The following is a 22,280-nucleotide window of genomic DNA, read 5'->3' as shown; positions in this document are numbered from 1 at the left end:
CGGACATCCGTCGTAGCCATAATTTAACAAAAAAGCAGAGCTCTATTTAAGTCATCCACCTATGCCCATATAAATACAATAATTCAATATATAACAAGAAAGTTTCTTTTTAAAATGATGAGATTTTAAGAATGAGTGAGATATCAAGAGTAATTTATAATAAAGAGAGGAAGGGTTAACACCTTCTTTTTTTTATGCAATGAATTTTGACCGTTATGATACATTCAATGTTATAAGTCAACACGTTATAGTACATTAAAAATGAATTTTTCAAGGAATAGGCAATAGACTCAAAGTGAAAGTAACTCAAGTACCATTGTGTTACTTTCACTTTGGGACTTTTTTAATATTACAATTTAAAATAAAAATTACTTAATGTGCTTTTTATGTCACGAACTAGATGTTTTATGCTTTTGGGGTTACATTATAAACTTTAACGTAATATCATGTTAATTAAGGTAATGCAAAATATACCCCTTAGCGTTAACGTGGTAAATTTACACTTGGCGTTCACTATCCCAGAATGTAATAAATCACTTATGAGAGGAGCTTGTTAATATTTATCTTATTCACACTACTCAGATCCGTAATTAAAAACAAAATAGTTATTATAATATTTTATAGAAAAGAGGAATTATAATGAATATCAAAAATAAAAAATCATTAAAAAAAATATCAACATTATTAATATTTACTTTAGTTTTATTAAACATGCCATTTAAAGCATTCGCTATGGGTACTACTAGTTTAAATAATCAAAAAAAAATACTTATATCGCAAACAGATAATAATACCGACACAACAATTAAAAAACCTATTGTAACACAAAATTTAGCAGGTGTTGAGTTGTTAACACCTATATTTTTTGTTCCTGGTATAGGAGAAGTTGCGATGGCAACTGCAGGTGTTTTTATTGTAGGTGGAGTAACTATTGCTGCTGGCTCATGGATATATAATACAATAACTAATTATCTTAACAAACCAATATCAATGGCCTCTATGAATAAAACCGCGGTGGATAAATTAGGCATAAATGCCCAAAATCATATCATGTCAAAAGGAGGAAAAGATCCAGGTAAACATAATTGGAATAAAATGACTAAAGCTCTTTTTATTTAATTTATAATAATGCTAAACAAATAATGTTAAAGTGTAACATAAATATAAAGGAGGCAATATTCTTGAATAATACTGACTGTAGCGAAATTGATGGTTATGAAAAGGCAGATAAATTTGTTGAAGCTAAAAATAGTCTTATGAAGAAATGGTATGAAAATCCTTATGATTTAAAAATTTTAATAAGAGCTAGTTTTATAAACTGGTATCTTCTTGTTGAATGGGAAAGAACTAAACATCTTAATATTGATTGTGATGAACTTGCAGATAGAATCAACGAAATTTATGACTTTGGAATTAAAAATTTCAGTGAAAATGAAGAATTTCTATTGGCATTTGGATATATGATATCTGTTTCTCCAGAAAATTTTGCTTCTTGCGATTACACGAGTTCATACAACAATGGAATGCTAATGTTAAAAAAAGCATTTAAAATAAATCCTAACAATGATCTTATTAAATTAATTTATACTAGGTCAATAAATAAAGAAATTTTAACTAAACCTATGTGTGAAAACATTGTAAAGTATATTGATGAAAAATTTGTTGTAGACTCCGTTATCTCAGACTATGTAAAATCTGTAATACTACAGATAGAATAAATTTTAAATCATTCCATATAATAAGTTTGCAACAACAAATGCGGTGAAATTTTATTATTTAATCTGTCTACCTTATGGGGAGCATATCAGTATTGTGTTACATTCGGAATATTAATAATCTAAATAAAGTACCCCCATATCATTAATATAGGGGTTACTTGTTATGACATATAAGGAGAATATGAACTCTGATGTACTTATTTTATATATCTATATACTCATTCTGATTGTTCCAAGCTTCATTTTGTTTTTATTAACAATATAAAAAAGTAATATAATACTAAATTTGTTTGTGATTTTATAAAAATGCATCCGTTTATAACACAAAATGTACCTTTCATGTATTGTGCATGGTTTAACGTTAAAAACCTAGTACAATGTAAATTGTAAGATTCTTATAATAAGTGATCGCTTATTGAAATACAAGAAATAATAATATTATAAACAAGGGGAGTGGATTATTAATATGCATAAGAATATAATTGCATTATGTTTAGTTTGTAGCGTCGTATTGGGGAGTGGTACTACCACTTTTGCAAGTACCAATACTAATTCTACATTAGATAATAATACTTCGATTACTACTGGAACTAAAGCGGTAACAACTGAATTTACAAAAGATGACCTTGCAAAGATACAAGGATGTATATCAAGACAATCTGATGGAACATTAAAACTTGATATGAACGCTGCACTAAAATTAGGTTATAAATCATCTGATTTAACTCAATTAGAAACATATTTTTCATTTTTAAATAAAAATATTTTATCTGGGGAATTAAAAACAGATAAAAATCTTAATATTACTAATACGAAAAGTGTACAAGCAAATGGTATACAAGCTATGGCAGCAAGTGATGGAGCTGATTACTCACAAGTATATTGGTGGGGTCTTGAAAGATTTGCCAATAATCAGAATTCAAAAGACTTAGCAAATAAATTTACTAGTTATTCTTGGGGGTCGGCTGGAATTGACGGTGCTTCTAAATTTCTTATTAATGTATTTAAGGTAAGCTCAAAATTCCTTGCGCCAGTTGGTGTTGCAGTGGCTGCTATAGGCGTTCCTTATTTTGGTTACATGGGTCACCGTATAAGCACGATGTATAAAGGCCATGGTGTTGTGGTAGATTTAACTTGGGTTGGTGTATTTTCGGTAAAAACACAATGGTAAATCATTTAAATATTTAAGAGCATTATAAATTTGATTTGTTTTTTTGAAAGTAGAATGGCAATTTAAGACCACTTACCATTTTTAACATGAATGACTAGTGTGGTAGAGAATGTCAATAAAAATGATATTTGCTACACTGTTTAACAAACAGTGTACCATGAATTTAAAATACATAATGTATTTGCATACGTTCCCACTTGACACTAATGATTTGGGTATTTATGAGAGTACATGTATTAGTTGAAGTTATAACACTTTGTTTATGCTACAATGATAAGAGAATAAGGTTGTGTTTTTTGATAAAGGAGAATGTTTATGAATTTAAATAATGAAAACTCTTTGTTTTATAAAATTTCAAAGGTAATATTTTCAGGAGCACTAATTATATTGGTATGTATTCATATATTTAATTACTACAATGGTCAGGAAGATAAATTTCTATTTTCATTAATGTTGGTGTGTGCTGGTATCTACACCTTACTTAATAGTTTATTACAACTTAAATGCAAACAAAATATACTTGGTTTTGTATTATTTTTGTTATGTGGAGTTTTTAGTATAATATTAGGGGTTTCTTTCATGTGTAAATAATTATTTTTTTAATTTTAGCATTTGTTTATTGATTTGATTTTATCCATAAAAAGTAATAGATGATTAAAACTGTATTGTATGCTTGAATTTTTTAAAATAGCTAATAGCCTCAAATCTGAAAGTAACTCAATTACTATTGTGTTACTTTCACAATATCAATATACACTTAATCAAGTAACCCCATATCTATGATATGGGGTTACTTGTGTCGATTGTAAAGCAAGTTTAGTATAATATCATATTCTTAGTAATTACCGTTTATCTATATTAGAATTATTTATTTATTTATAACAATCTTCATATTGTCTTTTAAGTTAGTTTTATCAACTTCCATTAACATAACCCATTTCCATGTACCATTGAATCCACCTACACCATGTACTTGTGTAACTGATGGTTTGTTTAAGTTTACTGTTAAAGTATTATTGCTCACATTTATACTTTTAACACTATAAGTATTTACCGAGGAAGTTGGAGAAGGTATTTGTACGTATAAAACTGCCTTTTCTTTATCTGGTGATTTCATAGGAATTTTTTTTGGAGTAAAATGTTCATCCTCAAACTTCTGAAATTCCTCATTACTAAGCATGAGAACTGTATCCTGATGAATAGTTTTAACAAATCTTTCATCATTTTCACTAAAACCGATTACCTGAGAATAGAATCCTTTAAATCAAACATCTTTACTCGCTGAACATCCAATCAAAAACTGAGACATAATAACAACAGTACAAATTAATATTAACCATCTTTTCATATCAATTCCCCTACTAATTTCACGTTAGTGTAAAATTTTTTATGTATAATAAAATACATCTCATTATACCATAATTACCATAAATTAATTATATTTACAATTTTCTTTAAATGAGCAGTAGCAACAAAGTGAAAGTAACTCAATTGGTATTGAGTTACTTTCACTTTTGAGCTATTTGTTATTATTTAACTACCGTTTATGTTAATACTATATTGTATTTTAACTAAAATATTTATAGAAAATTTATATGTTGTTTAAGCATAACAATTTTAGGCAAAGTGTTATACTACCATTTAATTTATAGGTATTATGGTATAGTTAGGTTAAATTTACAATTAGTTATTAGGTGAGGGGGGATTCTAATGGATAAATCTGCATTGGTAGCTATCATTCTTGTAGCAGTAATAGCAGCATGGACAGTGGGCAAGACTTGGGGTAATAAAAGAAAATAAGTAAATTTTTCAATTACATAAGTTTTATATTTAATAAATTTAGTAAGTATTTATCTTGAATTACGAAACATATTCAAGATAAATAAGACAGTATAATGAACCAAAAGGAAAAAGCCGCCTTTACTACAGAGGACGTTGACCTTTGTTAAAAATGTTTTTTGTATTATGATAGATATTTATTTAGAATGTACGCCTTAAAACTAAAGTATATTTACAATACTTTTGGGGTCTTATTTTTAAAATTAAACATGTAGTGAAAATTAATGCTGAAAATAAATATTTTATTTATGGAAGACAAATTAATTTTCAAATAAAGCGAGGGGTGCTAAATGTATTTACAGACAATAGTAATAATAATTTCGATAGCAAAAATATTGGAAGGTATAAATTTAATAAGTAACACAAGTAAAACATTAGTTGAATTTTCAATAAAAACGACACTTAATAATGAAAACATAAGAGAAGCCTTATCTAGAAATTTTTCTAGAACAACTAAATTACTTGGAATAACTAATATAATTCTTGCAATAATTGCTGCAATACTTGTAATTAATGCTAATGGAATTGCACAAGGTAATAGCACTATAATAATATTATTGTGCCTATTAGGAGTAGTTGCAGCAATACGATTCATAGTTATTACTATATCAAAACATATAAAAGAATAAAATATCAATATGCCTTTCCTTTTCATGGGATTTAATCTAATTATGTTACTAAAGTTATGAAAGGACTTGAAAATATGGTAAATTAAGAATGGTTATAGAAAATATACTTTAGTATTAAAAGTAGTTAGGTGGAAAAAATGATAAAAATATTTTTAAAATTAGCCGTTCAATTATGGATTTTAATATGTATTTATATGACTATGTTTACTCCAATTATTACAAACTAATATTTACAAGGGGGCTAAATCAATGAAAATCTTAAAAAATATTATCAAAGAATGTTTATTACCAATACTTGTAGCAATAATTTTGGCGATGTTAATAAAAGAATTTCTATTTTTCCAAGTTAAAGTTCCATCGGGATCAATGTATCCCACAATAAAGGTAGGAGATAGAATTCTTGTTACAAAGGTTTATAATAAAAAGAATTTAAAAACTGGAGATATAATAGTTTTTAAATCTGATGAACTAAAAGAGGTAATGATAAAGAGACTAATAGGACTTCCGGGGGACGAAGTTGTTGTAAAAGATAAAGGGCGTGTATTTATAAATGGAAGTGAAATCGCTCAACCGTATGTAGTAAATAAGGAAGATTTAGATATAAAATTCAAAGTTCCAGAGAATAAATATTTGTTTTTAGGTGATAATAGGGCCAGTTCATTGGATGCTAGGAAATGGGAAAATCCATATATAGATGGTAAGGACATAAAAGGGAAAGCGCAGTTTATTACATATCCATTTAAGAGATTTGGGAAATTTGTAATAGGCAGTGATGCTATTAATCATTAGAACTGCTGCAATATTTTTGTTATAGCATACTATTAGAAACTTTTCAGTTCACAACAATAGCTCCTTTAGAATAAGATAATTTAATAATTCAGTTTTATTATATAGGAGACAAGCTGTGGGAAAAAACATATTTTCCTGACAGGGGCATATCGTGCAAGAGTTCGTACGTTAAATATAGATGTGATATATATTAAGAACTTTCTCCGGAAATGATTCAAAACAAGAAGTGCAAAAACATTTAAATCACATTTAGTAATTCTTCTTTTGACAATATAAAATTCTCGTGAGCCTGACTGGAGGGAAGGCTAGCGAACCGGCGTAAGCCGAATGTGAGTGATAGATAAATTTATATTGGAAAAAGATTAGAATTATTTAATGGAATTTCACGTTTTAAGCTCTTATTTGGAGCAATGCAGGAGAAAGTTCTTACGGATGCGCTTTTATTTTTTATTAGATTCTAAAAATGCTACCGCGATCAACGAGTTTGCCATTTCTTAAAAACACAGGTTCTACCTTATGCTTATTTAAAAAAGCCAATACTTCTTTTCCATACAAATAATGATCTAGGTGACCATAAAAAGCTAAAACGTTCTCTTCAATAAGACCTGTTGCGCCGCCGATAAAACCGTAATTAAGCCCTGGAAGAAGAATATCGCCAGGAGGAATTAATAATACATCTATTTTTTCAAGACTTAGAGCTTTAGCAATAGTTATATCACTAGTTATTATTGCATGATCATTTACAATGCAAGTTGAACATTTTGTATAACCCTGTTTCACATTTATTAACTTTTTATCTTTTGCGATCAATAAAAGATTTTCATCAGTAAAATTAATGTAGTGAACAAAAAGATTGCGTATGCTTAATGAATTTAGACATATATTATAAGGGTATTTCATTTCTAAAGATGATTTTGATTTATAAACTTTATAATTTTGTAAAACTAAACTTTTTATAAAGTCACTATTCATATCTTTATGCACCACAATATTATTATCGAAAATGTGTAAAAGCATATCAGGATGACCACATACGGCATCATATAAAAGATTACTTGGAGGGCAAATAAAAAGGTTATACCCTTTAGAAATCAAATATTTTTTTTCATCTTTATGAATTCTAAAATCTACAATAACGTTTTTCATTTTGATCTCCTATTTAATATATATTTTCTTATATTTATTTTATAACACAAAGTTATTAGCAATTGCAATATGTCGATAATTGTTTAATTTATTTTGCATATACATTAATATTACACACATACTACCATAATAAGAAGGGAGTGTGCGAAATGCTTTTATTAACTGTTGTATATAATAGGAGTATGGAATACATTATTGATGAGATAAATGAGATAAAAAAATATTTTGAATATAAAAAAACAATCTTAGGTGTATCTGAAAGCATAGTGGGAGACATGCACTTTATTAAGTTCTTTTGCAGAGATGACAATATAAGTGAGAACAGTATCAAAACATTTAATTTGAATATTGCAAATATGTTATATAAAATAGTAACAATCGAGTTTTGTAAAAAAGGAATAAATGATTTTTTGACTGAAACATATTTCTTTCTTCAATATGATGAAATAAAACAAGTTAAACCTAGGATACAAAAAGCATTACTAAACGAGGGGCAAATATCTGGTCCCAATATGGTATATTGTATAAATAGAAAAAACACTATAATTGATAAAATAACTAAATGCATAGAAGAAAATAATGAAATCAATATAAGTGGTTTTTTGACATTCAGGGCAAAAGAGCTAAATGAGGACCTAGAGAGTATAGTTGATAAAGTTGTAGAAGAGTATATGGTGGAAAAAGAATATAATGAGTTTATAAAACTTCTTAAATACTTTGTTGATATTCAGGAGAGTAAGGTAGAGGAGGTCAATATTCTAATTGAAAAAGATGGGAATTACTATTTAAGAGATGAAGAAGGTAATAATTTAGTAGAAAGTATGATGGTTGAGTTGCCGGATGTTAAATTTGATTCAATAGAAAACCAAGAAGAACTTATAATTAGCACCATGATATCTAGTGCTCCTAAAAAAGTGATTATACACTGTGTCCAGCATTGTAAAAATAAAGAGTTAATTGAAACGATAAGTAAGGTTTTTACAGACAAAGTTCAGTATTGTGATGCATGCAGCGAATGCCGGAAGATAAAAAATGGAGTGTTAGTATGATGTAATTATAAGAGGATAAGAATTTATAAGTTAAATCATCTCCTGTGGAGCTGAAATATTAACAACTTTGGAAGCAGACTTAGACTGCCACCAAAGCAATTTTACTAGGTTAGACAACTACCACTTATAGAAGGTGACAGACTTGAAGCTTCCAAAATGTTGTTAAATAAATAGACATTAATAAAAAAAATAATTGACAAGTAAAGAATAATATAATATAATATAAATTGTTGTGAACGAAACATAAATAAATATTTTGAAATAATATTTTATATAATAGAATTATATTTAACAAGAAGAAACAGCCGTTTCTCACCTTACAGCACAGCTAGTTAGGTTAATTAGTAATTTAAATTGTTACTATTAAGGACGGCATTTATGCCGTCCTTTTTATTATTGAATAATATAAAAAATTTAAGCAAGTACACCTAGGAGGTGAAAATTATTAGTAAAAACAAAAATTTTATAATGAATGAAGAAATAAGAGATAAAGAAATAAGAGTTATTGGAGCTGATGGTTCAGCACTTGGCATTTTAGACACCAAAGATGCCATAAAGCTTGCAGATGAGAGTGATTTAGATTTAGTTATGATGTCACCAACTGCAAAACCACCAGTATGTAGAATAATGGATATTGGTAAGTTTGAATACGAAAAACAAAAGAAAGAAAAAGAAGCTAAAAAGAAACAAAAGGTTGTAACTCTTAAAGAAATACGATTGAGTGCAACAATACAAGACCATGATATTTCTATTAAGGCTAGCAATGCTAAAAAGTTCTTATTAGAAGAAGACAAAGTAAAGATAACTGTAAGATTTAGAGGAAGAGAAATTGAAAATTCAAAAGTGGGACATAAGATATTAAGATCTTTTGTAGAAAAAATCGGTGATGTTTATATTGTTGAAAAACCAGCGAGACAAGAGGGAAGAAATATGATAATGATTTTAGCTCCCAAAAAAGCATAACCGAGAGGAGGAATTTTACATGCCTAAAATGAAAACACATAGAGGCGCAGCAAAAAGATTTAAGAAGACAGGTTCAGGAAAACTAAAAAGAGCAAAGGCTTTCACAAGCCATATACTAACAAAAAAGAGCCCTAAAAGAAAAAGAAATCTTAGAAAAACAGCATATTGTTCAACAACTCAAATAAAAAACATGAAGAAATTGTTACCATACTTATAATTGAATGGTGATTAGGAGGTATATTAAATGGCAAGAATTAAACGAGCAGTTAACTCTCGTAAAAACCATAAGAAAGTATTAAAACTTGCAAAAGGCTACTACGGTGGAAGAAGTAAGTTATTTAAAACAGCTAATGAAGCAGTAATGAGAGGTTTAAGAAACGGGTATATAGGTAGAAAGAGAAAGAAAAGAGATTTTAGAACACTTTGGATAGCTAGAATCAATGCTGCTACAAGACTTAGTGATCTTTCATATTCAAGATTTATGAATGGCATGAAGCTTGCAGGCATAGATATTAACAGAAAGATGCTTTCTGAAATTGCTATAAATGATCCAAAAGCTTTTGCTGAATTAGTAGAAGTTGCAAAAAAACAATTAAAAGCTTAAAATAATTTATCTGAAAATGTAGCCTTATGGCTGCATTTTTTATTATATTTTGAAAAAAATATGTTAAGTGATATAATTAGTGAAATGTTATAATAGAAAATACTTTTATAGAAGATACTATTGTAAAAGATGTTGTTTTAAAAGATATTATCAAAAGATAATAAAAAGTGTAGAGGTGAATAATTTGGAATTAGATTTAAAAAAACTAAAAAATAAAAAAAAATATACTCCAGTTCAGGTACTTGCATTAGGTTTTGCTTTAGTAATACTTGCAGGTGCAATACTACTCAGTTTACCTATATCGTCTCAAAGTGGTAGAATTACACCATTTATAGATTGCATATTCACCTCTACATCTGCTGTGTGTGTCACGGGTCTTGTAACACTAGATACGGGAACGTATTGGACTTATTTTGGAAAAACTGTAATAATGCTCTTAATAGAAACAGGTGGACTTGGATTTATGTCTGTTGCAACTTTAATTTTTTTCTTTTTTGGAAGAAGGATTACATTAAAGGAAAGACTAGTAATGCAAGAAGCTATGAATGTAAACTCATTGCAAGGGTTAGTAAAAATGATCAAATATGTATTAATATTTACATTCTCTGTTGAAGGAGTAGGAGCAGTTTTATTTGCAACACAGTTTATTCCTCAATTTGGAATTGCCAAAGGAATTTATTATAGTGTATTTCATGCAGTTTCTGCTTTTTGTAATGCTGGATTTGATTTGATGGGAAATTTTAAAAGTGTTACTGCATATGCCAATAATTCTGTAGTAATTCTTACAATTTCAGCACTAATTGCAATAGGAGGATTAGGATTTTATGTTTGGGTGGAAATTTATAATTCCAAGGGAACTAAAAGATTATCACTCCATTCTAGAGTAGTTATCTATTCGACAATAGTATTAATTGTGGGTGGGGCAATTCTTATGTTCATTTTTGAAATGAATAATCCTGGCACTATGAAAGGTATGTCTGTGAAGGGTAAAATTTTATCTTCGATATTTGCATCAGTATCACCTAGAACAGCTGGGTTTAATTCTATTCCATTAGACAAAATGACTAGTGCAGGAAATTTGCTTACGATAATTCTAATGTTTATTGGCGGGTCTCCTGGTTCAACGGCTGGAGGAATAAAAACTACTACTGCAATTATTCTTTTTATGACTGTAGTGTCTGTAGTTCGTGGTCGTGAAGATACTGAAATATTTAAAAAAAGAATAAATAAAGAAGTTGTTTACAAATCCTTAGTAATAACTGTTCTTGGACTAGGCATTGTTATAGTAGTTACAATGCTATTATCAATTGTGGAGCCACCCAATATTCCTTTTGAATATTTTTTATATGAGGCGACTTCAGCATTTGCTACAGTTGGTTTAACACTTGGATTAACTACAAAACTAACAATAGTTGGAAAGATAATAATATCACTTACTATGTATGCTGGAAGAGTAGGACCGCTTACTATAATACTGGCATTAGCTAAAAGAAAAAGTTGTAAATCTGGAACTATAAAATATCCGGAAGATAAAATTTTAATTGGATAGGGGTGGAAGTAATGCATAAAAAACAGTTTGTTGTTATAGGACTTGGAAGATTTGGAACATCAGTTGCTGAAACGTTATATGCTTTGGGAAATGATGTTTTAGCGGTTGATTATGATGAGGAAGTAGTTCAAAATATTTCAGATTCGGTTACTCATTCAGTTCAAGTTGATGCAAATGATGAAAATAGTTTGAGAGCTCTTGGCATTCGTAATTTTGATTGTGCAGTTATAGGTATAGGTGATAATATTCAATCTAGTATTTTGGCAACAGTATTAGTTAAGGAATTGGGAGTAAAATATGTAATTACAAAAGCGACAAATGCATTACATGCTAAAGTATTATATAAAATAGGTGCAGACAGAGTTGTTTTTCCAGAAAGAGATATGGGTGAACGTGTCGCTCATAATTTAGTTTCGTCCAACATATTAGATTATATAGAATTATCTCCTGATTATAGTATAGCTGAAGTTGTTAGTCCGGTAGAATGGAATGGGAAGACACTTAGAGAATTAAACATAAGAGCTAAATATGGAATAAGTGTAATGGCTATAAAAAGAAACAATGACATTGATATTTCTCCATCAGCTGATAATATTATTGAACCGGGTGATATTATTGTTGCGATAGGTAGCATTCAAGAGTTAAATACGTTAGAAAATTTAGTTAAATAAGGGGTACTTCGTTTGGAATATATTCAGAGTAAGGATAATTTATTGATTAAAGATATTAAAAAATTAAAGGAAAAAAGATATAGAGTAAGTAGCAACATGTTTTTAGTTGAAGGTTTTAGATTTGTAGAAGAAGCTTTGGACTCAGGGTTTGAAGTGGTTCATATATTTATAAGTTCTAGAGGAGAAGCTAAATTTGAAAACTCTAGCATGAAAAATAAGCTACAGGTAAATACTAAAGTTTATGGTGTCAGTGATAGTTTGTTTAAAAATATATGTGATACAGATAATCCTCAAGGTATTATTGCAGCAGTTAGAAATAAACCTGTAGAAATCAAATATGATAATGGATTTTATATGTTAGCAGATAGGATTCAAGATCCGGGTAATATGGGAACTATAATTAGAACAGCTCATGCAGCAGGGGCCCTGGGAGTTATACTTACAAAGGGAACTGTAGATATTTATAATGAGAAAACGTTAAGAGCAACAATGGGTTCCATTTTTAAAATACCTATTATTTATGATAATGATTTATCACTCGTTAAAAAACTTAAAAGAAGCGAATTTAAATTAGTAACTAGTTCCCTGGATACTGATAAAAATTTTTATGATGTAGACCTAAAAGAAAAGATAATTATAGCAGTTGGAAATGAAGGTAATGGAATTAGCGATGAAGTTTATGAAATATGTGATGTGAAAATTAAGATTCCTATGCCTGGTGGTGCAGAGTCACTTAATGCTGCAGTAGCGGCATCAATTATGATGTATGAGGTTGTAAGACAAAAAAATATTATATAGATTACAATTCATAGTTGAAATTTCATGCAGTTATGGTTATAATGTTTTGTATACTTTCATAAATTAATCAATAATAATAAACTGTGATAGAGACAGTAAATATAAAAATAATTAAAGGGATAAGAAGCCTTAGATTGAGAGCTTCTAAATAAATTTTTATATTGAAGTTCACTCTGGAGTTCTAACAGTGAAATAAAGTAACTGCTAGCGGGTAGAACCGATAAATTTATCTAAGAGGACTATTTATTAGTCAATTAGGGTGGTAACGCGGATATTCCGTCCCTTTATTGGGGATGGTTTTTTTTGTTTTATAAAAAATATAAAATACATATATTACATAAATATGAAGGGAGTTTTCATTATGAAAGAAAAGTTAAAAATGATAAAAGCTGCAGTTTTAGAAGAATTAAAAGGAGCAGATATTAAAACGGAATTAGAAAATGTTAGAGTTAAGTATTTAGGGAAAAAAGGTGAACTTACGCAAATATTAAGGGGTATGGGTCAGCTGTCTAATGAGGAAAGACCAGTCATTGGAAAACTTGCAAATCAAGTACGCGAGGACATTGAAACACTTATAACAAAAGCATCAGATAAGCTAAAAAGAAACGAGAATGAATTAAAGCTAAAGAGTGAAGTTATAGATATATCTATGCCAGGGAAAAAACAAACAATAGGTAAAAGACATCCACTTGAGTTAACTCTTGAAAAAATTAATGATATATTTCTATCTATGGGATTTGTAATAGAAGAGGGACCTGAGGTAGAAACAGATTATTATAATTTTGAGGCATTAAATATACCTAAAAACCATCCTGCAAGAGGAGAACAAGATACTTTTTACATAAATGATAGTGTGGTCTTAAGAACTCAAACATCACCAGTACAAATAAGAACTATGGAACTGCAGAAGCCACCTATAAAAATGATTTCACCAGGTAAAGTTTATAGGTCAGATGCAGCAGATGCTACTCATTCACCAATTTTTTACCAAATCGAAGGATTAGTAGTAGATAAGGGAATTACATTTGCTGATTTAAAGGGAACGCTTGAATTATTTACACAAAAGATGTTTGGAGATAAGATGAAAACAAAGTTTAGACCACATCACTTTCCATTTACAGAGCCTTCAGCTGAGATGGATGCTACTTGTTTTGTGTGCAAGGGTAAAGGATGCAAGGTTTGTAGTGGCAGCGGTTGGATAGAGCTTTTAGGTTGCGGAATGGTTCATCCAGATGTTTTAAGAAATTGTGGAATTGACCCAGAAGTCTATAGCGGGTTTGCTTTCGGATTTGGCCTTGATAGAATTACAATGCTTAACTACGGAATAGATGATATTCGCGCACTATATGAAAGTGATATGAAGTTTCTAAAACAATTCTAAATAAATAATTCTAAAATATAAATTGATAATTATTTAGTACGCATATAGATGCAAGAGGCAAAATGATTAATACTTGTTTTGTACTAACACAGATGCTAGGAGGATATATTATGAAAGTTCCAGTTAAATGGCTTAAAGATTACGTCGACATAAATATTTCACCACAGGAACTCGGTGACAAATTAACTTTGTCTGGTTCAAAAGTTGAAGAAGTTATTATATCAGGTGCTGAAATTCAAAATGTTGTTACAGGAAAAATAATAGAAATTGTGAGGCATCCAGATGCTGATAAATTAGTTGTGTGTCAGGTTGATATAGGACTTAGCGCACCAACACAAATTGTTACAGCAGCTACTAATATGAAAGAAAATGATATAGTACCAGTGGCACTTCATCAATCAACGCTACATGGAGGACTTAAAATAAAGAAAGGCAAACTTCGTGGTATATTATCCAACGGTATGTTCTGCTCTGAGGAAGAACTGGGAATAGCTGTGGATGAACCAGTTGAGGGGCTAATGATACTAGCAAAGGACACACCACTTGGTAAAGATATAAAAGAAGTATTAAATCTTCAAAGCGTCCTAATAGATTTTGAGATAACTTCTAATAGAGCAGATTGTCTTAGTATTTTAGGGATAGCTAGAGAGACGGCTGCAACTTTAGGCACAGAATATAGAAAACCAGCTCTTGACTACAAAGCAACTGCCGAGGAGAATGTAGAGGGTATCTACAAGGTAGATATTAAGGATGAACTATGCAAAAGGTACATGTTAAAAGGTATAAATAATGTAAAAATTGAGCCATCACCACAGTGGATGCAAGAAAGACTTATAGAGGCTGAAATTAGACCTATTAATAATATAGTAGATATTACAAATTTTGTTATGGTTGAGCTTGGTCAGCCGATGCATGCATTTGATGCTAGGCAAATTACTACGAATAACATAGTTATTGAAAGAGCTAAAGAGGGAGAAAAATTTACTACACTAGATGAAGTAGAAAGAGATTTAGACGATAGTATATTAAGTATAAAAGATGGAGATAGAACTATAGGACTTGCTGGTATAATGGGAGGTCTTAATTCGGAAATTAAAGAAGACACCACAAGTGTAATATTTGAGGGTGCAAACTTTGATGGGGTTAATATAAGACTTGCATCTAAAAAATTATCTTTAAGAACTGATGCATCTTCAAAGTTTGAAAAAGATTTGGATCCTAATATGGCTGAAATGGCAATTAATAGAGCTTGTCATTTAGTAGAGGAATTAGGTGCAGGTGAAATAATGCAGGGATGCGTAGATGTATATCCCAAAATAGTTAAATCTCATACTTTAGAAGTAGATATAAATTGGATTAACACTTTCCTCGGAACAAATATATCTAAGTATGATATGAAATCATATCTAGATAGATTAGAACTTACTACTGAAATAATAGGTAATTTTTTAATTATACAGTCGCCAACACATAGGTCTGATATTAACATCAGAGAAGACATTGCAGAAGAAATAGCTAGGATGTATGGTTACGATAATATACCATCTACTTTGCCTAATTGTGAAACTTCAAGAAGTGGGAAGAGCGAAAAGCAAAAGTTAGAAGATAGAGTAGTTCTTTCTTTAACTGCAAGTTCACTTAATCAATCAATAAGTTATTCTTTCGTAAGTCCTAAAATATTTAATAAACTTTTAGCTCCAGTCGATAGTGAATTAAGAAAGGCAGTTACTATAAAAAATCCACTAGGTGAAGATTATAGTATAATGAGAACTACAACTATAGCATCTATGATGGATTGCTTATCAAGAAATTATTCAAGAAATAATGAAGAAGTAAGATTATTTGAAATAGGTAAGGTTTATATACCCAGCGACGATTTAGAAAAGCTTCCTGAGGAAAGAAACATATTAACGATAGGGATGTATGGAAATGTTGATTATTTGGATTTGAAAGGTAACGTTGAAAATGTATTGGATAATTTAGGAATAAAAAATGCAGCGTTTAAAAGAGAAAGTGAAAATCCAACTTATCACCCAGGAAAAACATCAAATTTATATGTGAAGAGAGAATTTGTAGGCGTAGTTGGAGAAATTCATCCCAGTGTTTCAGAGAACTATGATGTGTTACCAAGATGTTACATCGCAGAATTAAACTTGGATATATTATACAAACATACAGATTTAAACAATAAGTATAAATCACTTCCAAAATTTCCAGCTGTTACAAGAGATATTGCTCTTTTAGTTGACGATGAAGTTTTAGTTCAAGATATTGAGGATGTAATTGTAAAGCAAGGTGGCAATATTTTAGAAAGTGTTAAATTATTTGATGTATATAAAGGTAAGCAAATAGCAGATGGTAAGAAAAGTATAGCCTATGCTATAGTTTACAGAAGGCCAGATAAGACATTAACTGATGATGAAGTAAACAAAGTACATGAGAAAATACTAAGATCTTTAGAAAATAAAGTCGGTGCAGAGCTTAGATAATAGTAACAAATTAGAACTCCCTTAAAGTAAGGGAGTTCTAATTATGTAATGTATTTTTCTGATTAAGCATACCAAGTTATTAATTGTTTGATTTGTATAAATTATATGATTAATTTCAAGAAATTGGTTTTATTAAAAGTTATATTGTGTTACAATAAGATTAACTAATCTGTCTAAGAGGGTGTTTTAGATGAACGTTGTAACAATAAAAATAAATGGCATTGAATATAATTTAAAAGGTGACGAAAGAGAAGAATATTTGCATATGGTAGCTAGTTATTGTGACAAAAAAATAAAGAATATAATGGATAATAATGAGAAACTTAGTACATCTTCTGCGGCAATTTTAACAGCTTTAAATTTAGGTGATGATATGTTTAAAAGTAAATTACTTTGCAAAGAACTTTCAGCTAAAGGTGAAGCATTAAATAAGCATGATGAGGAATTGACAGGTCAGTTAGAAGATTTAAAAAAACAGTTAAGCCATATGGAAGATTATAATCAAGAGTTGCTTAATAAATGTAAAAATATAGAGAAAACGGAATATGTAAAAACCTTAGAGCAGGAAAATATAGATATGCAACAGCAATTGGAAGTTATGAAAGAGACTAATAAAACTTCTAGTGAAGAAAACAAAGATATTAAAACAGAAAATAAAGCAATGAAATTTAAGCTTCAATCTTATAAGTATAAAATAATTGATTCTCAAAACAAGATGATAGAATATCAGATTAGTTTGGCAAAACAAAAGAAAATAAACAATCCTCTTTTAACTACACGTAAAAAATAAATTTTATTTAAGATTATGTTTAATGTGTCGCCGAAAGGCGATTTTTTTATTGATAAAGGAATTAAAATACATAAATAATATATATCTTTGGATAGAGGGATACTTTTTTAAAAAATTTCCACTATACCTTAGCTATTTATTTGGTTATAATTAAAGCATGGTGTTATGCCATGAAAAGGATGGTACATATATGAATTTGTTAACAATAGAAGAAGTGAGTAAAAGTTATAGTGAGAGAATACTCATCGATAAAGTGTCGCTAGGTATAAGTGATGGAGATAAAATTGGTTTAATAGGTGTTAATGGTACTGGAAAATCAACTTTTTTAAAAATAATAGCTGGTTTTGAAGTTCCTGACGAGGGTAGAATTATAAAGGGGAACAAAGTAAACATAGAGTACTTATCTCAAAATCCTGAGTTTGACTCAGAAGCTACAGTACTTGAGCAGATATTTAAGAGTGATACTGACGTTATGAAAGTTATAAGAGAATATGAGGTTGTTTTAGAGAAATTACAAGAAAATCCAGAAAGTGAATCTACTTTAAATGCCTTAATGAGGCTAAATGATAAAATGGATGCATGTAATGGGTGGCAAGTACAAGATGATGCTAAAATCATATTAACAAAGCTTGGAATAACTGATTTTAAGCAGCGTATAGGTGAACTTTCAGGTGGACAAAGAAAGCGAGTGGCACTATGTAGTGCACTAATTACTCCATCAGATCTTTTAATATTGGATGAGCCTACAAACCATATGGACAATAAAATAATTGATTGGTTAGAGAAGTTTTTAAACAAAAGAAAAGGCGCTCTACTTATGATTACCCATGATAGATATTTTTTAGATAGAATAACAAATAAAATTATTGAACTGGACAAGGGTAATTTATATAGTTACGATGGTAATTATTCTGTATATTTGGAAAAGAAAGTTGAGAGAATGGCTTTAGTAGATACACTAGAAAGAAAAAGAGAGAGCTTATTTAAAAAGGAACTAGCGTGGATAAGACGTGGAGCAAAAGCTAGAAGCACAAAGCAGAAGGCTAGAATTGATCGTTTTGATGAACTTAAGGCTGGAAAAGTAGATACTTCAAGTGATAACTTAGAATTATCCTCGGCATCTACAAGACTTGGTAAAAAGATCTTGAATGTAGAACATATATATAAAGCATTTGATGATAAAAAATTAATTGAAGATTTTAGTCATACATTTACAAGACGTGATAAAGTAGGTATTATAGGTCCTAATGGAATGGGAAAATCGACTCTAATGAATATCTTAAGCGGAGTATTAAAGCAAGATGCAGGAGAAATTGAATGGGGCGAAACAGTGAAAATTGGCTTTTTTCATCAAGAAAATGGTGAGATGAATGAAAATCTTCGTGCAATTGAATACATAAGAGAGGGTGCAGAATATATATCCACAGGTAGTGGAGAAAAGATTACAGCATCACAAATGCTTGAAAGATTTTTATTTGATAAAAATACGAAACATTCTTTTATCTCTAGTTTATCTGGTGGAGAAAAACGAAGATTGTATTTATTAAGAATACTTATGGAAGCTCCAAATGTATTATTTTTAGACGAGCCAACTAATGACTTTGATATTCAGACACTAGCGGTACTCGAAGATTATTTAGATGGATTTAATGGTGTTGTTATAACTGTATCACATGATAGATACTTTTTAGATAGGGTATCTGACAAAATATTCAGTTTTGAGGGCAATGGAAAAATAGTACAATTTGTTGGAAATTATACCGATTATCAAGAATACATAGAAAAAAATCCACAAGTAATTGAAGATAATAATGAAGTCAATAAAGAAGAAAAAAAAGAGCTTGATAATAAAGAAGTTGCAATGGATGAGGCGCAAGACATTAAAAGTGATAAAGTTTTGAAGTTCACATTTAAGGAAAAAAAAGAATTTGATGAAATAGATGGTGCAATCGAGCAGAAGGAAAAAGAACTTGTAGATGTTAATAAAAAAATTAATGATGGTAGTAGTGACTTTGAATATTTAGAGAAACTAGTCCAGCTACAAAAAACTATTAAAGTAGAGACTGAATATTTAATGAAGCGTTGGACATATTTAAATGAGTTAGTAGAAAAAATAGAAGCACAGAAAAACAGTTAAAATAATAAAGAAGGTATAACCTGTGGATAAAAGTAGAGATATAAAAATATCTGTGCGTAACTCAGTAGAGTTTGTACTAAGAGCTGGAGATTTGGATATGAGGTTTATGGGAAGTAGCAGGGCTGTAGAGGGTACAAAAGCACATCAAAAGATTCAAAATGAAAATAGTGAAAAGTATTCTATCTTGCTTAACGAAGAGTATTTATCGGAGGTAAGTTTAAAACATACAACAATACACAATGATATTACTATTGTAATTGATGGACGAGCCGATGGTATTTTAATAAAAGATGGAAAAGTCACCATAGATGAAATTAAAACAGTTACTAAGGATATAGAATTTATAAAAGAAGACTATAATAGCCTTCATTGGGCTCAAGCTAAGTGTTATGCATATATATATGGCGTTCAAAATAATCTTACACTCATTAATGTTCAATTAACTTATTATGAAATAAAAAGTGAAAAAATTAAGCGATTTATTAAAGCTTTTTCAATTAATAAACTCAAAGAATTTTTTGATGAAATTATTTCTAGCTATTTTGTATGGGCAAATATCACAAGTGAATGGAATAAGAAGCGGGACACGACTATAAGAGATTTAAAGTTTCCTTTTGATAGTTATAGGGAGGGACAAAGAGAACTTGCAGTTTCTGTATACAAAACAATAGTAGAAGGCAAAAAAATGTTCGTGCAAGCTCCAACTGGAATAGGAAAAACGATATCTACGTTATTTCCTAGCGTTAAGGCCGTGGGAGAAGGGCATACTTCAAAGATTTTTTATTTAACAGCCAAAACTATAACGGGGCAAGTTGCAGAGGATGCATTTGATAAAATGAAAGAGCAAGGCCTTGAGTTTAAGACCATTACAATAACTGCAAAGGATAAAATATGTTTTAGTAAGGGCAGTGCATGCAATCCAGAACAATGTTTATTTGCAAAAGGACATTTTGACAGGGTAAATGAGGCTATTTTTGATATACTGAAAAATGAAAATACATTTAGTAGAGAGATAATTGAGATGTATTCGAAGAAACATAAAGTATGTCCTTTTGAATTTTCATTAGATTTAACATTATGGGCTGATTGTGTTATATGCGATTATAATTATGTATTTGACCCTAGGGTCTACTTAAAAAGATTCTTTACTGATAACAATGGGGATTATACTATATTGGTTGATGAAGCTCATAACCTAGTAGACAGGGCAAGAGAAATGTTTTCATCTAAAATCCATAAAAAATTACTTTTACAATTAAAAAAAGATATAAAAGGCAAAAATAATCAAATGTATAAAATTCTAAGTAAGTTAAATTCTTTTATGTTAAACATGAAAAAAATGACGAATGAAGATGGGTACTATAAACAAGATGCAGAACCTGTAGATGTATATAATCTTCTTACAAGACTTACTAAAATATTAGAAGTGTGGCTCACTAAAAATGAAAAATCTGAAATATATGATAACTTTTTAGAGCTATATTTTACTTCACTCAGTTTTATAAGAATAGCTGAATTATACGACGATAAATATATAACCTACGTGGAAAGTGTAGAGGATGATGTAGTATTAAAAATATTTTGCCTAGATCCATCTAAGCTTTTAAGAGAATCATCTAAAAGGGGACGATCTGTGATATATTTCTCTGCAACATTACTGCCTCTATCATATTTTAAAGAAATTTTAGGTGGGCAAAGTAAGGATTATAATTTAACGCTAAATTCCCCATTTGATAGAAATAAACTTAAAGTTATGATAACTAAGGATATTTCTACTAAATATAATAGAAGAGAAAATAGTTACCCTAAAATAGTAGAATATATATATTCTGTTATAAGCGCCAAGAAGGGAAATTATATGGTATTTTTTCCTTCATATAAATATATGGAGGTCGTGTTTAATAGCTTCTCAAAGATATACCCAAGTGTGAAAGTTAGTCTTCAAGTTAATGCTATGACTGAAGATGCTAGGGAAGCATTCCTTAAGAAGTTTAATAGCGGTGGTAAAGATAATATCCTAGGGTTTGGAGTTTTAGGGGGTATATTCTCAGAGGGAATTGATTTGAAAGGTGATGCCTTGATTGGTGTTATAGTTATTGGGGTGGGACATCCTATGATTTGTTTTGAACGGGAAATTATTAAAGAATACTTTAATAATAAAAGCAATTGTGGTTATGAATACTCCTATATGTACCCAGGTATGAATAAAGTATTACAAGCAGCAGGAAGGGTAATCAGAACAGAAGAGGATAGAGGAATTGTACTTTTAATAGATGATAGATTTCTTTCGCAAAGGTATAGAAGACTATTTCCAAAAGAATGGAATAATTATCAAATAATGAACAACAATATTAATGCACATGAAGAAATTTATGACTTTTGGAAATGATATATTTAAAAGTAAAAAAACTTGAGCAAATGCTCAAGTTTTTTTATATTTAAAGTTTGTTTATATATCGGGGGGGATAAAGAAAGGAAACCTAATTTACTTATAACAGCTACAAATACATCTACATAAAATATTTACATCCATGAATACGATAATAGTTTACTAATG

General features: G+C 29.6%; 20 protein-coding genes and 2 other annotated features. Of the genes, 18 read left to right on the top strand and 2 right to left on the bottom strand.

Features of this window, described 5'->3' with window-relative positions:
* The first annotated feature begins 639 nt into the window (after positions 1–639).
* The 4 genes from KPL37_RS12285 (at position 640) to KPL37_RS12270 (ending at position 3,480) form a co-directional block, all read left to right on the top strand.
* Positions 640–1,119 carry a hypothetical protein gene (locus tag KPL37_RS12285; RefSeq protein ID WP_216149768.1) on the top strand — a complete coding sequence of 160 codons (480 nt, stop codon included), beginning with the start codon at positions 640–642 and terminating at the stop codon, positions 1,117–1,119.
* A gap of 62 nt (positions 1,120–1,181) precedes the next feature.
* Positions 1,182–1,718 carry a hypothetical protein gene (locus tag KPL37_RS12280; protein ID WP_216149766.1) on the top strand — a complete coding sequence of 179 codons (537 nt, stop codon included), beginning with the start codon at positions 1,182–1,184 and terminating at the stop codon, positions 1,716–1,718.
* A gap of 466 nt (positions 1,719–2,184) precedes the next feature.
* Positions 2,185–2,889 carry a hypothetical protein gene (locus KPL37_RS12275; protein WP_216149765.1) on the top strand — a complete coding sequence of 235 codons (705 nt, stop codon included), beginning with the start codon at positions 2,185–2,187 and terminating at the stop codon, positions 2,887–2,889.
* 315 nt (positions 2,890–3,204) lie between these two features.
* Positions 3,205–3,480, top strand: coding sequence for a hypothetical protein (locus KPL37_RS12270; RefSeq protein ID WP_216149763.1), 276 nt, complete (start codon positions 3,205–3,207; stop codon positions 3,478–3,480).
* Between the two features lie 277 nt (positions 3,481–3,757).
* Here KPL37_RS12270 and KPL37_RS12265 read toward each other — a convergent pair whose 3' ends face one another.
* Positions 3,758–4,069, bottom strand: a complete 312-nt coding sequence (locus KPL37_RS12265) for a hypothetical protein (protein ID WP_246578258.1) — start codon at positions 4,067–4,069, stop codon at positions 3,758–3,760.
* 949 nt (positions 4,070–5,018) lie between these two features.
* Between KPL37_RS12265 and KPL37_RS12260 the strand changes: the two genes are divergently transcribed.
* Together KPL37_RS12260 and lepB are read left to right on the top strand one after the other, a co-directional pair.
* Positions 5,019–5,357 (top strand): hypothetical protein, encoded by a 339-nt coding sequence (locus KPL37_RS12260; RefSeq protein WP_216149761.1) that lies wholly within the window; start codon positions 5,019–5,021, stop codon positions 5,355–5,357.
* A gap of 249 nt (positions 5,358–5,606) precedes the next feature.
* Positions 5,607–6,146 carry a signal peptidase I gene (gene lepB, locus KPL37_RS12255; protein WP_216149759.1) on the top strand — a complete coding sequence of 180 codons (540 nt, stop codon included), beginning with the start codon at positions 5,607–5,609 and terminating at the stop codon, positions 6,144–6,146.
* 450 nt (positions 6,147–6,596) lie between these two features.
* Here lepB and KPL37_RS12250 read toward each other — a convergent pair whose 3' ends face one another.
* Positions 6,597–7,292 carry a DUF6873 family GME fold protein gene (locus tag KPL37_RS12250; RefSeq protein WP_216149757.1) on the bottom strand — a complete coding sequence of 232 codons (696 nt, stop codon included), beginning with the start codon at positions 7,290–7,292 and terminating at the stop codon, positions 6,597–6,599.
* A gap of 149 nt (positions 7,293–7,441) precedes the next feature.
* Between KPL37_RS12250 and ytxC the strand changes: the two genes are divergently transcribed.
* The 12 genes from ytxC to KPL37_RS12190 all read left to right on the top strand — a co-directional run bounded on the left by ytxC (position 7,442) and on the right by KPL37_RS12190 (position 22,112).
* Positions 7,442–8,341 (top strand): putative sporulation protein YtxC, encoded by a 900-nt coding sequence (gene ytxC, locus KPL37_RS12245; RefSeq protein ID WP_216149755.1) that lies wholly within the window; start codon positions 7,442–7,444, stop codon positions 8,339–8,341.
* 287 nt (positions 8,342–8,628) lie between these two features.
* Positions 8,629–8,740, top strand: a sequence feature (ribosomal protein L20 leader region).
* Positions 8,741–8,776: 36 nt separating this feature from the next.
* Positions 8,777–9,304 carry a translation initiation factor IF-3 gene (gene infC / locus KPL37_RS12240; protein WP_216149753.1) on the top strand — a complete coding sequence of 176 codons (528 nt, stop codon included), beginning with the start codon at positions 8,777–8,779 and terminating at the stop codon, positions 9,302–9,304.
* 19 nt (positions 9,305–9,323) lie between these two features.
* The gene (gene rpmI / locus KPL37_RS12235) at positions 9,324–9,521 is read left to right on the top strand and encodes a 50S ribosomal protein L35 (protein WP_216149751.1); all 198 of its coding nucleotides are present in this window, start codon (positions 9,324–9,326) and stop codon (positions 9,519–9,521) included.
* A gap of 27 nt (positions 9,522–9,548) precedes the next feature.
* Positions 9,549–9,908, top strand: a complete 360-nt coding sequence (gene rplT, locus KPL37_RS12230) for a 50S ribosomal protein L20 (RefSeq protein ID WP_216149749.1) — start codon at positions 9,549–9,551, stop codon at positions 9,906–9,908.
* Between the two features lie 184 nt (positions 9,909–10,092).
* Complete coding sequence (locus KPL37_RS12225) at positions 10,093–11,457, top strand: TrkH family potassium uptake protein (protein ID WP_216149748.1); 1,365 nt, start codon at positions 10,093–10,095, stop codon at positions 11,455–11,457.
* 11 nt (positions 11,458–11,468) lie between these two features.
* Positions 11,469–12,128: a potassium channel family protein gene (locus KPL37_RS12220; protein ID WP_216149746.1), complete on the top strand. Its 660-nt coding sequence runs from the start codon at positions 11,469–11,471 to the stop codon at positions 12,126–12,128.
* Between the two features lie 12 nt (positions 12,129–12,140).
* Positions 12,141–12,926 carry a TrmH family RNA methyltransferase gene (locus KPL37_RS12215; RefSeq protein WP_216149744.1) on the top strand — a complete coding sequence of 262 codons (786 nt, stop codon included), beginning with the start codon at positions 12,141–12,143 and terminating at the stop codon, positions 12,924–12,926.
* A 74-nt stretch (positions 12,927–13,000) separates the two neighbouring features.
* Positions 13,001–13,213 (top strand) — a binding site (T-box leader).
* Between the two features lie 74 nt (positions 13,214–13,287).
* Entirely contained in the window at positions 13,288–14,307 is a 1,020-nt protein-coding gene (pheS, locus tag KPL37_RS12210) for a phenylalanine--tRNA ligase subunit alpha (RefSeq protein WP_216149742.1), read from the top strand.
* Positions 14,308–14,417: 110 nt separating this feature from the next.
* Positions 14,418–16,796 (top strand): phenylalanine--tRNA ligase subunit beta, encoded by a 2,379-nt coding sequence (gene pheT / locus KPL37_RS12205; protein WP_216149739.1) that lies wholly within the window; start codon positions 14,418–14,420, stop codon positions 16,794–16,796.
* Between the two features lie 190 nt (positions 16,797–16,986).
* Positions 16,987–17,586 carry a cell division protein ZapA gene (locus KPL37_RS12200; protein WP_216149737.1) on the top strand — a complete coding sequence of 200 codons (600 nt, stop codon included), beginning with the start codon at positions 16,987–16,989 and terminating at the stop codon, positions 17,584–17,586.
* A 190-nt stretch (positions 17,587–17,776) separates the two neighbouring features.
* Positions 17,777–19,723 (top strand): ABC-F family ATP-binding cassette domain-containing protein, encoded by a 1,947-nt coding sequence (locus tag KPL37_RS12195; protein ID WP_216149736.1) that lies wholly within the window; start codon positions 17,777–17,779, stop codon positions 19,721–19,723.
* Positions 19,724–19,745: 22 nt separating this feature from the next.
* Entirely contained in the window at positions 19,746–22,112 is a 2,367-nt protein-coding gene (locus KPL37_RS12190; RefSeq protein WP_343216262.1) for an ATP-dependent DNA helicase, read from the top strand.
* Positions 22,113–22,280 lie beyond the last annotated feature (168 nt).

The organism is Clostridium frigoris (assembly GCF_018861865.1).
Lineage (GTDB): Bacteria > Bacillota > Clostridia > Clostridiales > Clostridiaceae > Clostridium_AD > Clostridium_AD frigoris.
Note: the sequence above shows the minus strand (reverse complement) of the source record. Positions and strands in the feature narration are given on the sequence as shown.

Bases quoted from the DNA above. Each gene is read 5' to 3' on its own strand.
- KPL37_RS12285 (WP_216149768.1), top strand. From the start codon at position 640: ATGAATATCAAAAATAAAAAATCATTAAAAAAAATATCAACATTATTA.
- KPL37_RS12275 (WP_216149765.1), top strand. From the start codon at position 2,185: ATGCATAAGAATATAATTGCATTATGTTTAGTTTGTAGCGTCGTATTG.
- KPL37_RS12270 (WP_216149763.1), top strand. From the start codon at position 3,205: ATGAATTTAAATAATGAAAACTCTTTGTTTTATAAAATTTCAAAGGTA.
- KPL37_RS12265 (WP_246578258.1), bottom strand. From the start codon at position 4,069: ATGCTTAGTAATGAGGAATTTCAGAAGTTTGAGGATGAACATTTTACT.
- KPL37_RS12260 (WP_216149761.1), top strand. From the start codon at position 5,019: ATGTATTTACAGACAATAGTAATAATAATTTCGATAGCAAAAATATTG.
- lepB (WP_216149759.1), top strand. From the start codon at position 5,607: ATGAAAATCTTAAAAAATATTATCAAAGAATGTTTATTACCAATACTT.
- KPL37_RS12250 (WP_216149757.1), bottom strand. From the start codon at position 7,292: ATGAAAAACGTTATTGTAGATTTTAGAATTCATAAAGATGAAAAAAAA.
- ytxC (WP_216149755.1), top strand. From the start codon at position 7,442: ATGCTTTTATTAACTGTTGTATATAATAGGAGTATGGAATACATTATT.
- rpmI (WP_216149751.1), top strand. From the start codon at position 9,324: ATGCCTAAAATGAAAACACATAGAGGCGCAGCAAAAAGATTTAAGAAG.
- rplT (WP_216149749.1), top strand. From the start codon at position 9,549: ATGGCAAGAATTAAACGAGCAGTTAACTCTCGTAAAAACCATAAGAAA.
- KPL37_RS12220 (WP_216149746.1), top strand. From the start codon at position 11,469: ATGCATAAAAAACAGTTTGTTGTTATAGGACTTGGAAGATTTGGAACA.
- pheS (WP_216149742.1), top strand. From the start codon at position 13,288: ATGAAAGAAAAGTTAAAAATGATAAAAGCTGCAGTTTTAGAAGAATTA.
- pheT (WP_216149739.1), top strand. From the start codon at position 14,418: ATGAAAGTTCCAGTTAAATGGCTTAAAGATTACGTCGACATAAATATT.
- KPL37_RS12200 (WP_216149737.1), top strand. From the start codon at position 16,987: ATGAACGTTGTAACAATAAAAATAAATGGCATTGAATATAATTTAAAA.
- KPL37_RS12195 (WP_216149736.1), top strand. From the start codon at position 17,777: ATGAATTTGTTAACAATAGAAGAAGTGAGTAAAAGTTATAGTGAGAGA.